The sequence below is a fragment of the Bacillus sp. GBSW19 genome, assembly GCF_002998655.1.
Lineage (GTDB): Bacteria > Bacillota > Bacilli > Bacillales > Bacillaceae > Bacillus.
Genome location: NZ_PVRF01000004.1, coordinates 23,590 through 37,606, shown reverse-complemented (window position 1 = coordinate 37,606; position 14,017 = coordinate 23,590). Strand labels below are relative to the sequence as shown.

Here is a 14,017-nt window from a genome sequence, read left to right as displayed (position 1 = left end):
CAAAATGAACAAGAATTAAGTGAGTATCTACATAAAGTCAATCTCAGGATTGAAGAACGAGGCAAATGGATCATCAAAAAAGTCTGTGAAGAATTGAAGTTACAACACTTCACATTTTATGATGAACTAAAAGATAGACAAATTCGATTTTCCAACGAAATGATATAAACCATAATGAGCGAGCACAGGCTTCGCTTTTTTATTTTCTAAAAGGAGTTCCCAAATACATAAAAATAAGATCATAACTAAATGCTGATATCCTAAACGCCATATCAGCATCATGTTATCAAGCTTCTTATTCATCATGCATGTAATCCTCTTTCAACATGCTGTATATTTCTAAATCAACAATTCCTTTGCCAGACCATAAAACAGCTTGTCTAAGCAGTCCTTCTTTGATAAAACCATTTTTCAAAAGGACTTTTTTTGATACCTCATTTGCCGGCATGACCTCCGCTTGAATTCTATTGATATCAATCTCTTCAAACAGAAATGTCACAAGTGTAGAGACAGCTTCTGTTGCGATGCCCTTGCCCCAATGTTCTTCTGCCAAGAAATAGCCAATCGTCACCGCATTCACTTTTTGATTGAGGTCCATTGTTTCGATGATGCCGACCAGCGTATGAGGCTTGCCCTTTTGAAAGATTCCCCACTTCACTCTGCTTTTCTTAGTGTAATCTCGTTCAAAATGAGCGATCATCTTCTTTACCGTTTGGAGGTTATGTTTGGGAATGATCCCACAATACTGAAAGACTGTGTCATTGTCGTAAATTGAAAATAACTCTGGTAAATGGTGTTCATCCACCTTTTTTAACAATAGATTCTTTGACGCTAATACAGGAAAAGTTCCAAAAAGACTTTCTATTTTCATCTCTTGATCCCCTTTGTTTATTCCTCAATAGGAATATAGATTCTCATTTTGATATCGTTTGGGCCATTCGAATGTAAGACATCTGTTATTTCAAAATCTGGTCCACTCGTTCTTTCATAATTAGAATTTGGAAGCCAGCTACCATAAATATATCTTCTAGTATTTTGCACCATTTCATGCGATCCACTCACTTTAAATTCTGCATATTTCCCCTCAGGAATCACTATTTTTACAAATCCCTCATTTAATTCTATATCGTCGGATTCCTCCACTTCTTCCCCTACAACAAACGAAAAACGGCCATCATCTTGAAAATGAGTAGATACACCATAAGCCATATGAGGTGCTATTTTCTTTGGAATCTGTTGATAATACTTCTTTTTTCCAAAATCCATATAAAACAAAGGAATGTCCGTGAAATATTCCTCATTCTGAAGATTTGTTTGATATTCGTAACCAATGATATAAAACTTGCCTAATTGAGTCATAACAGGTTTATTCATATTGAGTTCACTGTCTAGCTTATATTGGTACGATAAAAAATCCATTTTGCTTTGTTGCTTTAACACCATTTCCTCTTTTCGAAACCTACCTGGTGTCACCCCAAAGAATTGTACAAAGGCGCGAGTAAATGCTTCTTGAGAACCATACTGGAAAGCAATCGCTATGTGTAAAATGTTCTGCTTTTTTTCTTTCAATAATCTAGCAGCTTCAGAGAGCCGTCTATTTCTGATATACTCTTGCACAGAATAACCTGTAATGGCTTGAAACAAACGCTGAAAATGAAACGCTGAAAAGCAGGATTTCGAGGAAATATCCTTTATACTTATATTGTTTTGCAGATTCTTCTCAATAAACTCAATCGAATGTTGTATTCTCTCATAGTAATCCATTGTTTCTCCCCCTCTATCTTTTATTTTATTACTTCCCTCATCTTTTTTTTGATCAATTGTGCTAATTGTTTATTTTTTAATAGTCTTTTACAAATAATCATTAAATTTCTCAAACAGAAAGTTTCCTTATATATTTCTTAAAATGCTTGTCCCTCTATTCTTTGAAATTGCAACATAGCACAAAAAGTCAAGTTTCTAAAAGATGATTTCCGCTATACTAAACTCGTAAAGCAAGGAGGTGCTCAGTTGTCCAATCAAGAACATGAAAAAATGATTCAAGAAACATTAAATTATATTGAACAGCATCTGAAAGATGATTTACCGCTTCAAACTCTAGCGAAACACGCTGGTTATTCTAGGTTTCACTTTCACCGTATGTTCAAAAAAGTGATGAAGAAGTCAGTTGTTGATTATATTAGGGAACGTCGAATGACCCAAGCGGCGAAGGATTTAATTCATACGGACCAAAGGGCGATTGACATCGCATTGCAGTATCGTTTTAGTTCACAGGAATCCTTCACTAGAGCCTTTAAGAAGATATATGACATGTCACCCGCACGTTATCGGAAATTATTAAGGAATGTGATTGATGAGGAGGAAACAATTATGGCTGATAATCAGAACACACCTACTGGCTGGATTATGACAGGGGACACCCCATCTGACTATGAAACAGGTTTGGATAACAGAATTGTACACAGTGGGACTAACTCCGCTTATTTAAAAGCAAAAGATGAAAAAGCTGGAGGTTTCGCAACATTGATGCAGCAAATTAAATCTGAGCGTTACAGAGGGGAACGGCTTCAATTTTCTGCTTTTGTCAAAAGTGAAGATGTGAAAGGTTCAGCTGGTTTATGGATGAGAATCGACCATTCTTCAGGTGAAGTTCTTGCATTTGACAATATGATGAACCGTCCTATTACAGGAACAAACGGATGGAATCACTTTAGTGTAGTACTAGATGTTCCAGTAAAAAGTGAAGTTCTTGCGTTTGGCATTTTACTACAAGGTCCAGGGCAAATTTGGATGGACGAACTTAGTTTTAAAATTGTAGATGAAAGTGTGCCAGTGACAGAACAAAATACTGTGGATCATTTAGAGGATGAACCAGTGAATTTAAATTTTGAAGGCTGACAGACTGAATTTAAGAGGAGGTTAATTGCCATGAAAAAAATTGGTGCAATTTTATTGTTCGCTTTGAATTCACTCACCTTTATTTGTGGCCTTGGATTTTTATTTGGTGAGGAGGATACCACATTAAAACAGAAGTAAAATGAAGATAAGCACCCTTAGGACAAAAAAAATCAATTAAAAAAGATATCCCTATCACTATCTCTTTTTTGTAGACTTGGTATAATAGAAAAAATCAGAAAAATGAGAATGCGATGATAAGGAATAGTACTTGCCGAAATGTTTTCAGAAAGTTGCTGGTTGATGAGAAGCAATAACAAAAAGGTAGGGAACTCACCTTAGAGTAGCCTTAGTGAAATGAAAAGTATTGATGTAGTTAAGGTCGGCACCCCACCGTTATATGGGAAGGATATAAGATATAACAATCTGTATCCGAATAAGGGCATGATAATGTAAGGTTATCATGAAACAGGGGTGGTACCGCGTAAGAAGAAGTCTTTCGTCTCCAAGTTCAATCTTGGAGATGATAGGCTTTTTTTATATTCCAATTACAGGAGGAATCGATGATGTTTAACCACAAAAAATACGAAAAGAAATACTTTTTGCCACCGAACCTTACTTATGATTGGGTGAAGAACGAAACATTAGAAAGTGCTCCGATATGGTGCAGTGTGGACTTACGGGATGGAAATCAAGCATTACCTATTCCTATGAACTTAGAAGAAAAATTGGAAATGTTCCAATTACTAGTAGAGATCGGTTTTAAAGAAATTGAAATCGCATTTCCAGCTGCTTCTGATACGGAGTTTAGGCTATTACGGACACTGATTGATCATCATATGATTCCAGACGATGTCACGATTATGGTGATCACGCAAGCGAGAGAGCATATTATCCGCCGAACCTTCGAAGCCATTAAGGGGGTACCGAAAGCTATTGTTCATTTATATAATTCGACTTCAGAAGCGCAGCGCAGACAAGTATTTAAGAAATCAAAAGATGAAATTAAACAAATTGCAATTGATGGAGCTATTTTAGTAAAAGAACTTGCCGAAAAAACAGAAAGCGATATTTATTTTCAATATAGTCCTGAAAGCTTTCCAGGAACAGAAGTTGATTATGCATTAGATATTTGTAAGAGTGTTTTAGATATTTGGAAACCGACACCAAATCATAAAGCGATCATCAATATTCCGACAACAGTTGAATATTCAATGCCTCATATCTTTGCAAGTCAGATTGAGTATATACACAAAAATCTGTCTTACCGAGACAGTGTGACATTATCTGTTCATCCTCATAATGACCGTGGCTCTGGGGTGAGTGATGCAGAATTTGGCGTGCTAGCTGGCGCAGAAAGAGTCGAAGGTACATTATTTGGTATCGGTGAACGTACAGGGAACGTAGACTTGATTACCTTGGCGATGAATATGTACTCACAAGGTTATGATCCAAAATTGAATTTCAATCACCTAGAAGCTATTCGTAAAAAATATGAAAAACTAACCAAAATTACTGTTCATGAGAGACAGCCATATTCTGGCGAAATGGTATTCACCGCATTCTCTGGGTCACATCAAGATGCTATATCTAAAGGTATGAAATATAGAAAGGAAAATCATGTTGATAAATGGGACGTTCCGTATATCCCAGTAGATCCAGTTGACTTGGGGAGGAATTATCAAACGGATGTGATTCGAATCAATAGCCAGTCTGGAAAAGGTGGCATAGGCTATATACTAGAAACAAATTATGGCATTCAACTTCCTTATAAAATGAATGAAGCCATGGGATATGAAGCGAAGAAAGTATCTGATCAGACAAATAGGGAATTGTCTGTCGAAGAAATATATCATATTTTTGAAAAGCAGTATGTTGATTTTCACCCTCATTTCCAGCTGCTTGATTATCAATTCAATAAAGGAGAGAAGCAGGAAGTCACCTTAACTCTGCTGAGAGATGATCAACAAATTGAAATACAAGGAACTGGGACTGGAAGTTTAGATGCTATCAGTAATGCGTTAAAAGCATATTTTCATCTCGAGTATGTTTTGGAAGTCTATGAACAGAATTCTTTGGGCAAGGATTCTCAAGCAAAAGCCTGTGCACAGATTGGAATTTCATATCAAGGAAAAATGCATTGGGGTGCTGGAATTGATAAAGATATTATAGAAGCAACAGTGAAGGCCCTGGTGGTTGCAGTAAATAGACTAGAGGTTTGGATGTAGATGGAAAAAGATAAACTTGAAAAACATGAAGCGATGCAATATTTAAGAGAATATAACGAGCAAGAAATCTTTTATCAACAATACCAACAGAAAAAGCATAACAATCAATCGTTGCAATTATTTTTGAAGGATTATGATAAAAACAATTTCATGCATAAGCAAATATATATAGAAGAATTTTTGCTAAAAGGGCAGAATGAATTTGAAAAAGAGGATACCATGTGGTTAGGTCAGGAGAATGATATCGAAGTGAGAAAGTATAGCCGTTTTATGCCTCAATTGTCGGCTATCCATGATTTCTTTGAGATGATCTATGTTCTGGAAAATGAGATGTATGTAGAAGTGGAAGATAAAAAAATGGCTTTACAATCAGGAGATATTGCCTTTATTCCACCTGACACAATACACAAGCCAATTGTAATGGAGAATACAATCGCAATACAAATCATGATCCGTAAAAGTACTTTTCAAAAAGTGTTTTTTAAAATGTTAAAAGGAAATAATGTCATTTCAGAGTTCTTTTTGAATGCATTGTATATAAAAGAAAATAAAAATATTCTTATTTTCCATAGTCGCTTGGATAAAAATTTGCTAGACTGCTCTCTTCAACTATTTACAGAAAATTATAATCGGTTTCCTGGATACCAGTTGATTATGAATAATTTGTTTGAGATATTATTATGTCTCTTATTAAGATTCAAACCAAGTCATATAAACGTAAATCAGGTCAAACAATATAGTGATATACGTATTATTCAAATGCTCCAATATATTCAGCAATGTTGTGAGCATATAACAATTCAGGAGATGGCAGAGGAATTTAACCTTTCACAATCTTATCTGTCTAAATATATAGCTCGTAAGCTTGGCAAATCATTTAGTGAGATTCGACAAGAAATAAGATTGGAAAAAGCCTGCGAAATGATCACTGGTAGCCATTTACAAATAGATGATATTGCGGCAGCCGTTGGTTATCAGAATGTAGAGCATTTCATTCGTTTATTTAAGAGAAAGTATCACCTAACACCACATCAATATCGTTTAAATAATAGATAATGATCATAATGACTCCATTGTATTAGTATTTGGAGAGACTGTACTTGTTATTTTGAAAAAAAAGATTACTTAAAAATTAACAGAATGAATGACGCTTATCTTAAAAGGACCATTTTAAAATCGAGAAAATGTCAAATCAATACTAATAAAAAGGAGAAATCATCATGTCAATCAAAAAAGTAAAAGATTATTTTAAACAATATGATATGGATACTCGAATTCAAGAATTTTCAGTATCTAGTGCAACCGTAGACTTGGCTGCTTCTGCATTGGGCTGCGAACCTGAAAGAATCGCAAAAACACTCTCCTTTCTAGTAAATGGACAAGCTATTTTAGTTGTTACCTCTGGCGATGCAAAAGTTGATAACAAAAAATTCAAGGAATATTTTAAAACAAAAGCTAAAATGCTTTCTCCTAATGAGGTCGTTGACTTGGTCGGCCATGAAATTGGCGGAGTATGTCCTTTTGCTATAAAGAATGGCGTTTCTGTTTATTTAGATATTTCACTAAAACGTTTTGAGACAGTCTATCCAGCCTGCGGGAGCAGTAACAGCGCTATTGAACTAACAATAAAACAATTAGAAAAATACTCCGGTTATTCACAATGGATTGATGTGTGTAAGAGATGGAATGATGAATGAACACATTAAAATGGAAGGAAAAAGTGCAGTTAAAAATAAAAAAGAGCTAAAAACCCTTGATACACAAAGGTTTCTAGCTCTATTATAACTATTCCCACTCAATCGTAGCAGGCGGCTTACTCGTAATATCATACACCACACGGTTAATATGCTTCACTTCATTCACGATACGAGTTGAGATCTTTTCAAGCACGTCCCAAGGGATTCTTGCCCAATCACTCGTCATACCATCAATAGATGTAACAGCACGGATGCCGATTGTGTAGTCATATGTTCTTGCGTCACCCATGACACCTACGCTGCGGATGTCTGGGAGAACCGTGAAGTATTGCCAGATATCGCGCTCAAGACCGAAGTTGGCAATTTCTTCGCGTAGAATCGCATCCGATTCACGGACGATTTCTAGTTTTTCTTCAGAAATTTCACCTAGTACACGGATACCTAGTCCTGGACCTGGGAATGGCTGTCTCCAGACGATGTCGTCAGGAATGCCCAGCTCTGAACCTAGGGCACGGACTTCATCCTTGAATAGTGTATTCAAAGGCTCAATCAATTCGAACTGCATGTCTTCTGGAAGACCGCCTACGTTGTGGTGAGATTTGATTGTTTGTGCCGTTGCTGTTCCGCTCTCAATGATATCTGTGTAAAGCGTTCCTTGTGCTAAGTAGTCGATTCCTTTTAGCTTGTCCGATTCATCATCGAATACATAGATGAATTCGTTACCGATGATTTTACGTTTTTGCTCAGGATCAGATACACCTTTTAGCTTATTTAAGAAACGATCTTTCGCATCTACTTTAATCACGTTCATGTTGAAACCTTCGCTAAATGTCTTCATAACCCCTTCTGCTTCGCCTTTGCGAAGAAGACCGTGGTCAACGAAAATACATGTCAGCTGATCGCCGATGGCTTTGTGGATCAATACCGCCACAACAGATGAATCCACACCGCCGCTTAATGCGCACAATACTTGTTTGTCGCCTACTGTTTCACGGATTTTCTGCATTTCGATTTCAATGAAGTTCTCCATTGACCATTTGCCATCGCAGTCACACACGCCAAAGACAAAGTTTTTCAATAGGTCATTTCCGTACTCAGAGTGACGAACCTCTGGGTGGAACTGAACACCATAGAAATTCTTCTCAGCTAAGCTCATCGCTGAGTTTGGACAATGTGCACTTGTTGCATCAACTGTAAAGCCTTCTGGTACTTCAAAAACGAGGTCACCATGGCTCATCCAAACGACTTGATCAGTCGGAAGATCTTTGAATAAAGCAGGCGTTCCATTAATGTGGATATCTGCTTTTCCATATTCACGCTGGCTTGCCGCTTCTACTTTCCCGCCTAAATAGTGAGTCATGAGCTGCATGCCGTAGCAAATGCCTAGAACCGGAATGTCTAGATCAAAAATCTTTTCATCACAGCGGAAAGATCCTTCATCATAAACACTGTTTGGTCCGCCAGAAAGGATGATTCCTTTAGGCGCCATTTCTTTAATTTCTTCAGCAGTTAAAGTGTGCGGATGAAGCTCACTGTACACACCAAATTCACGAATACGGCGTGTGATCAGCTGATTGTACTGACTGCCGAAATCTAGAACCAAAATCATTTCATTTACTAAATTTGTCATGGTGTCACCTCTATGTCCAATATAGTTTTTTATAAACGCACAGAAAAAATGAGAGGAGAAAACCTGCTCTCAGTGTGAATCACGCTTTTGAAGCGCCCAGACTCACATCCGAACGCTTCAATTTCATGTATTTTAGAAGGTTTTAATATTCACCTATTCTAACAACAGGAAGGTACGGGGTCAAGACTATCTCCTGTTTATTAAATTTTCCCATAACTTTGCCGATTGCCGCCAAAGCACCGACGCATCCTCTCGTCGATAGAGTGCCCGCTCATAGAGCTGCGTCAGCTCAGACATGCGATGATCTCCATGCTTGTCATCGATCAATGAAGCGAATTCTCTTAGCGTCATGCCAGGTTTTTTCTCAATTCCCCTGCGCTTCAGCTGCTTTAATAAAGCAGCATACGCATAGAAGAATGCTTCCTCCTCTGGCAGACGTTTCACCTTTCTCACAATAAAGAATGGCAGCCATCTTGCTCTGAATCGATAAAGCAACCAGCTCATCAACCCTAGAAGGACCATAAATCCTGCCGCAAATCCCAAGATTGAACCAACATGCACCATACTTGGCTTTGCTTGTGCTGTTTGTTTCTTTGGTTCTGCCGGCTGCTCTGTCTCCTGCTGCTGCGGCTGTTCTGCCGGCTGCTCTTCGCGTGCATCAGAGCTAGGCTGATCTTCTTCCTTTTGATCATCCGTTTGATCGCTTGAAACGGCTTCATTCGTAAATGTCTCTGGGTTCGTAAATCCTTTTGTCGGTTCGAAGGTGACCCAGCCTCTGTTTGGAAAATAAACCTCTACCCATGAATGCGCATTGTTATTGGTCACTTCATACACATTGTTTCCATCCATCTGTGTTTCATATAACTGACCTGACGTATATCCTTTCACCCATCTTGCCGGAATCCCGATCGAACGAAGCATCACAATCATAGAGGATGAAAAATTATCACAGTAGCCGATCATCGTATCAAATAAAAATTGGTCTACATAATCTTCATTACGACCAGGCACAGCGACATTTTGCGTTTCATATGAAAACTTCGCAGATCCTAAATAATCCTCGATCGCTTTGGCTTTATCATACATATTATCCTTCGTTTCCGTTAAGCTGTTTGCCAGTGTCTTCACACGCTCTGGCAATGAGGAAGGAAGCTGCAAGTATTCACGGCCAACCTCCTGATTTACCTGCTTCTTTGTTGGCACTTTAATCCTCTGCAAATCCTCAAGGATAAATGTAGGAGACAAGAAGGTGACTTGGTAGTTCCCTAAATTTTTCGGCGGATTTTGACTGGATGGGACAATTTTTTCCGTTTTCCCCATCATTTGCAGCGGAATATTTTCCATTGGCATCAGTGTGATCGTCCCAATCGGATAGACAGCATGATTAAATCGATAGTCCGTTTCCATATCGACTCTCGTTTCATGCACCTCTGTTTTCACACGCTCGGTAAACCAACGATTTGGCACATCATCGTCCTTTAGCCGAGTAGGCTTTGTATCATTTGAGGCATCCTCCCAGCCCTTTCCTGTGTAGATGCTTTTTGTTTCGACACGAAAGTAAGACGGCTCCTTTCCGCTCCATTTAAAGACCGGTGTGCGGTCCTCACTAAACGGTCCGCCAAGCGCTGAATCATCTGCACTATATCCCACCTTATTCTGCCCGGCTGCGTTATCTTGATTCGTCACCGCCTTAAAAAACGGGACAGGATCAGGCCATTTCGGATCAGACTTTGGCAAAGAAGCGCCGAGTGCCGCTGATAGAAGAACGAGCGCCAGCATGGGCAAAAACCATTTTAGACGCGCCTTCTGTGACACCCGGATGCCTTCAGCCGAACGCAGTCGATCGAAATACAGCAACCCAAGCAAACAAAAACCAAACACCATAATGCGAACGATCGCAAAGGCAGCATCATATGGCGTAAACGTATCCAGAATCGTGACATACACAATCGTCATGAGTAAAAAGAAAAAGATACGCTGCTGATAGACCACCCAATAATGAAGCAAGTAGACAAGCAGCCACAGCAAAATATAAAACAATAATGTGCGGAAAGAGGGGTACATGTCACTCCACATGCCTGTGCTCATGAAGGTGATATTATCTTTGATATCAGCAAATAATGCAGCCGGATAGCTTGGCTCTGCTTGATAAAAGATCAAATATAAGGCGAGCAAGATCATGCCAGTACAAATAGGAAACGTCACATACCACTTCAAACGAAAGAATGTAAACAAACACGTAAGCCCTATAAAAATGATGAAATAAGACGTATGACTCGTCTCTGTAAAATCTTGAAGCGGACGAAGCCACTCCCAAAGCAGCAGAAATGCTACAGCATAATAGATGAACAACTCAAAACGGCTTTGCCGCTGATGCGTATGCAGCATAAATGTTTGTCACCTCACAGTTCTTTCGTGCAGCCGGTCTTCAAATAAAAGGGTCGTGCGTATTCCAGATGCCTTGAGCCGGTCTACAAGCTGTTTTTCTTTTGGCGTGAATCGATCCAAGGCTCTCTTCACTAAAAGAACAGTGATGTTCTTTCTGTTTCGATTTCCAAGCAGGCTCGCAGCAAGCTCTTCTTGCAGCTGACCCGTGACGACATATTTTCCAGAGTGCTGGTACTCACTCGCTGCTAACGCCTTATATTCTTGTGCGCGAGAAGGTTGATGCTGCACCCTTGTTAAATAATAGAGCATGTCCTGTAAATGAAGTTCTCCTTGATCCACTCGAAAGGCACGCTGATCTCCTAGAGGTACAAAACCTGAAGGCACCCCTTTTTTCACTGCCGTTTGGAGAACAGAAGCTGTAATAGACACGACGGTCTCAAAAACCGCTTCATCTGTAAAATCAGCAAACACGACAAGATCCTTTGTTTGATTCTGTTCAAATTCCTTCGTCATCAGCTGATCCCTTCTAGCCGTCGTCTTCCAGTCCACCCAAGCAAAACGGTCTCCTTGCTGGTATTCCCGCACGCCTGTTGTCACATGGGTCGGTTCATTGAACCACGAGTGAACCGCTTTGCCTCCATTTTCATTCGCTGACTCAGCTGACTCCACCTGAAGATCCAGCATTTTCGGATAGACCAGCAGCTTTTTTTCTAACGGAATGATCACTTCTTTCTCCACAAAACCAAACATATCACCCGTTTTGATTCGAACCGCTGACAAATGATGTTCCCCGCGCTTGACATCATTCAATTGAAAGGAAAAACGCCACGTTTTCCGAAACCATGGAAACAGCATTTGCTTCATTTCAATTTGTTCCTGTAAATGAAAGGTGTCCGGCGGATCATCCTCAATCAAGACGTAAACGTATGGAAATGGATTTGTCCGCTTGATTTCAAGGTCAACGGACAGCACGTCTCCCGCCTTCAAGCGGGTTTGCTGTAATGTCCTTTTGGCTGTCGCTCGCAGCGGAATGAGCGCAAACAGCAAAGCATACAAAGTATATGGTAAAAATGCATAAAAAAGGAACCAACTCACAAACCCCCCCTGAAACATGGCATAACAAAAGACTGCCGCAGTGAGGATGATGAGCATCATTACCCGTAACCATAATGAAACAGCGAAACGATGACGTGACTTCATTGAGTCATCGACTTTTGAACTGGCACGCCAATTTGCTCAAGCATTTGTCGCAGCAGTGTCTCCGCCTTCTTCCCTTCATACGTCGCTTCTGATGTCAAAATCATTCGATGCGGCAATGTATATGGCGCCAAATACTGTACATCATCAGGAATCACATAATCTCGCTGATTCAACAGTGCATACGCCTGAGCCGCTTTCATGAGGGCGATCGATCCCCTTGGACTCACACCTAAATAAACAGATGGATGTTGACGCGTCGCTTGAGCGATTTCCACAATATATTCTTTAATGGATGCATCCACATGAATGGTCTGAACAGCTTGCTGCAAAGCATGGATATGATCCTTTGTCATCACTGCTTGGAGCGTATTAATCGGGGACTGCTTTTCCTGCAAATTGAGCACCTCCAGCTCCTCCAGCATGGTCGGATATCCCATCTGCAGCTTGAATAAAAACCGGTCCATTTGCGCTTCTGGCAGCGGATAGGTCCCTTCATATTCCACTGGATTCTGCGTCGCCATGACGAAAAAAGGATCCGCAAGCGGCATGGTTTCTCCGTCCACTGTGACACTGCCTTCCTCCATCGCTTCGAGCAATGCCGACTGTGTTTTAGGAGAGGTCCGGTTGATCTCATCAGCCAAAATAATCTGCCCCATAATCGGTCCTTGCCTAAATTCAAATTCATTTGTCTTTTTATTATAAATCGACACACCTGTTACATCTGAAGGCAAAAGGTCAGGAGTGAATTGGATTCGCTTAAACTCACAGCCAATCGATTTTGCCAAAGCACGAACCATCATCGTCTTCCCAACACCAGGCACATCCTCTAGCAGCACATGCCCCTTCGCCAAAATCGCAACAAGGCTTAATATCGCAATGTCTTTTTTCCCAACCATGACTTTATTGATGTTATCTACGATTTTTTGTAAATCTGAATGCATCGGTTCATCAAATGCCATCCTGATCCTCCTATCACGTTTCCGTTAAATTTCATATAGTCTAACTTTACCATACAACGCGCATTTGCATAAAACATCAGCATGTAGAAAAAAGAAGCCTTCTCACGATGGAAAAGACTTCTTCTCTTCTTTTGTCTCACCTGCTGGCTCCATATGAACATGAGAGTGTAAAATATCATGTTCCTTCTTCATTCTACGTTCGATCTCATCTGCAATATCATGGCTTTCTGCAATGTTCAAGTGCGGCTCGACCTCCACTACTACATCCACATGGACCGTACTTCCGAGATACCGTGCCTTAATATCTTTCAAATCGCCCACTCCAGGTGTTGCTTCAATGGTCTCTTTATATTTGGACATATCTTTTATATGAAAACCGTCCGTTAACGAATGAGAAGCATCTCTGAAAATCTCCCACGCCGTTTTACAAATAATGAGGCCAATGACAAACGCTGCAAGCGTATCAATCCATGCCAGCTGAAATTGAGAGGCGATAATCCCTACAAATGTTCCAATACTCACATACGCATCTGATTTATTATCAGCTGCTGCTGCATGAAGAGCCTGGCTATTGATCCGTTTGGACAGATTGCGGTTGTAAATATACACGCCGTACATCACCACAGCACTTCCTGCTGCCGTCCAAGCTGCGATCATATCAGGCGTTTGATGCTCAGATGAGAAGAGCGACCGGCCTGCACTCAGCAGCACCTGAAGTCCAACAAGCATCATAATAAAGGACGCCACAAGAGACGCAATATTCTCTGCTCGAAAATGACCGTATGGATGATCTTCATCAGGCGGCTTTTGAGAAATACGCAGCCCAATCAACACAGCAAGGGATGCAATAATATCCGTCGTATTATTCAATCCATCTGCCGAAAGAGCCTCTGAATGAAACACATACCCAATTAGAAGTTTCACCGCTGATAAGATCACATAGGCAATGATGCTGACCCAAGCACCTGTTTCACCTTGTCTTAATTCGTTATAGCGCTCCATGTCGAACCGCGCCTCCTC

The 14,017-nt window shown here is 40.1% G+C and carries 12 protein-coding genes and 1 other annotated feature; of the genes, 4 read left to right on the top strand and 8 right to left on the bottom strand.

The window, feature by feature from the left end; translation table 11 throughout:
- Nucleotides 1-126 precede the first annotated feature (126 nt).
- The 3 genes from C6344_RS18905 to C6344_RS16620 are packed head-to-tail and all read right to left on the bottom strand — an operon-like array spanning nucleotide 127 to nucleotide 1,764.
- Complete coding sequence (locus tag C6344_RS18905) at nucleotides 127-306, bottom strand: hypothetical protein (protein ID WP_066031239.1); 180 nt, start codon at nucleotides 304-306, stop codon at nucleotides 127-129.
- On the bottom strand, nucleotides 296-871 hold the full coding sequence (locus C6344_RS16625; RefSeq protein WP_066031240.1) for a GNAT family N-acetyltransferase: 576 nt from the start codon (nucleotides 869-871) through the stop codon (nucleotides 296-298). Before C6344_RS16625 ends, C6344_RS18905 begins: the two co-directional genes overlap by 11 nt.
- 17 nt (nucleotides 872-888) lie before the next feature.
- Nucleotides 889-1,764, bottom strand: coding sequence for an AraC family transcriptional regulator (locus C6344_RS16620; protein WP_106073107.1), 876 nt, complete (start codon nucleotides 1,762-1,764; stop codon nucleotides 889-891).
- Between the two features lie 246 nt (nucleotides 1,765-2,010).
- Between C6344_RS16620 and C6344_RS16615 the strand changes: the two genes are divergently transcribed.
- The 4 genes from C6344_RS16615 (at nucleotide 2,011) to C6344_RS16600 (ending at nucleotide 6,820) form a co-directional block, all read left to right on the top strand.
- On the top strand, nucleotides 2,011-2,898 hold the full coding sequence (locus C6344_RS16615) for a helix-turn-helix domain-containing protein (RefSeq protein ID WP_106073106.1): 888 nt from the start codon (nucleotides 2,011-2,013) through the stop codon (nucleotides 2,896-2,898).
- A gap of 242 nt (nucleotides 2,899-3,140) precedes the next feature.
- Nucleotides 3,141-3,405: a binding site (T-box leader), on the top strand.
- A 56-nt stretch (nucleotides 3,406-3,461) separates the two neighbouring features.
- A complete protein-coding gene (locus tag C6344_RS16610; RefSeq protein WP_106073105.1) occupies nucleotides 3,462-5,123 on the top strand; it encodes a 2-isopropylmalate synthase in 1,662 nt (553 codons plus the stop codon).
- Nucleotides 5,124-6,179, top strand: a complete 1,056-nt coding sequence (locus tag C6344_RS16605; protein WP_106073104.1) for a helix-turn-helix domain-containing protein — start codon at nucleotides 5,124-5,126, stop codon at nucleotides 6,177-6,179.
- 164 nt (nucleotides 6,180-6,343) lie between these two features.
- On the top strand, nucleotides 6,344-6,820 hold the full coding sequence (locus C6344_RS16600; protein ID WP_106073103.1) for a YbaK/EbsC family protein: 477 nt from the start codon (nucleotides 6,344-6,346) through the stop codon (nucleotides 6,818-6,820).
- Nucleotides 6,821-6,908: 88 nt separating this feature from the next.
- On the opposite strand, the gene guaA is transcribed toward C6344_RS16600, so the two are convergent.
- The 5 genes from guaA to C6344_RS16575 all read right to left on the bottom strand — a co-directional run bounded on the left by guaA (nucleotide 6,909) and on the right by C6344_RS16575 (nucleotide 13,999).
- Entirely contained in the window at nucleotides 6,909-8,450 is a 1,542-nt protein-coding gene (gene guaA, locus C6344_RS16595) for a glutamine-hydrolyzing GMP synthase (protein ID WP_106073102.1), read from the bottom strand.
- 186 nt (nucleotides 8,451-8,636) lie between these two features.
- Nucleotides 8,637-10,838 carry a DUF4129 domain-containing transglutaminase family protein gene (locus C6344_RS16590; protein ID WP_066031245.1) on the bottom strand — a complete coding sequence of 734 codons (2,202 nt, stop codon included), beginning with the start codon at nucleotides 10,836-10,838 and terminating at the stop codon, nucleotides 8,637-8,639.
- A 9-nt stretch (nucleotides 10,839-10,847) separates the two neighbouring features.
- On the bottom strand, nucleotides 10,848-12,038 hold the full coding sequence (locus tag C6344_RS16585; RefSeq protein ID WP_060595664.1) for a DUF58 domain-containing protein: 1,191 nt from the start codon (nucleotides 12,036-12,038) through the stop codon (nucleotides 10,848-10,850).
- Nucleotides 12,035-12,997: an AAA family ATPase gene (locus tag C6344_RS16580; RefSeq protein WP_060595663.1), complete on the bottom strand. Its 963-nt coding sequence runs from the start codon at nucleotides 12,995-12,997 to the stop codon at nucleotides 12,035-12,037. The genes C6344_RS16585 and C6344_RS16580 overlap by 4 nt, the downstream gene beginning before the upstream one ends.
- 102 nt (nucleotides 12,998-13,099) lie before the next feature.
- A complete protein-coding gene (locus C6344_RS16575) occupies nucleotides 13,100-13,999 on the bottom strand; it encodes a cation diffusion facilitator family transporter (RefSeq protein WP_060595662.1) in 900 nt (299 codons plus the stop codon).
- Nucleotides 14,000-14,017: the final 18 nt, after the last annotated feature.

What these genes read in the sequence shown, in the direction of transcription:
- C6344_RS16605 (WP_106073104.1), top strand. Translation starts at nt 5,124, where the DNA reads ATGGAAAAAGATAAACTTGAAAAACATGAAGCGATGCAATATTTAAGA.
- C6344_RS16610 (WP_106073105.1), top strand. Translation starts at nt 3,462, where the DNA reads ATGTTTAACCACAAAAAATACGAAAAGAAATACTTTTTGCCACCGAAC.
- C6344_RS16590 (WP_066031245.1), bottom strand. Translation starts at nt 10,838, where the DNA reads ATGCTGCATACGCATCAGCGGCAAAGCCGTTTTGAGTTGTTCATCTAT.
- C6344_RS16585 (WP_060595664.1), bottom strand. Translation starts at nt 12,038, where the DNA reads ATGAAGTCACGTCATCGTTTCGCTGTTTCATTATGGTTACGGGTAATG.
- C6344_RS16620 (WP_106073107.1), bottom strand. Translation starts at nt 1,764, where the DNA reads ATGGATTACTATGAGAGAATACAACATTCGATTGAGTTTATTGAGAAG.
- C6344_RS16625 (WP_066031240.1), bottom strand. Translation starts at nt 871, where the DNA reads ATGAAAATAGAAAGTCTTTTTGGAACTTTTCCTGTATTAGCGTCAAAG.
- C6344_RS16575 (WP_060595662.1), bottom strand. Translation starts at nt 13,999, where the DNA reads ATGGAGCGCTATAACGAATTAAGACAAGGTGAAACAGGTGCTTGGGTC.
- C6344_RS16600 (WP_106073103.1), top strand. Translation starts at nt 6,344, where the DNA reads ATGTCAATCAAAAAAGTAAAAGATTATTTTAAACAATATGATATGGAT.
- C6344_RS16580 (WP_060595663.1), bottom strand. Translation starts at nt 12,997, where the DNA reads ATGGCATTTGATGAACCGATGCATTCAGATTTACAAAAAATCGTAGAT.
- guaA (WP_106073102.1), bottom strand. Translation starts at nt 8,450, where the DNA reads ATGACAAATTTAGTAAATGAAATGATTTTGGTTCTAGATTTCGGCAGT.
- C6344_RS18905 (WP_066031239.1), bottom strand. Translation starts at nt 306, where the DNA reads ATGATGAATAAGAAGCTTGATAACATGATGCTGATATGGCGTTTAGGA.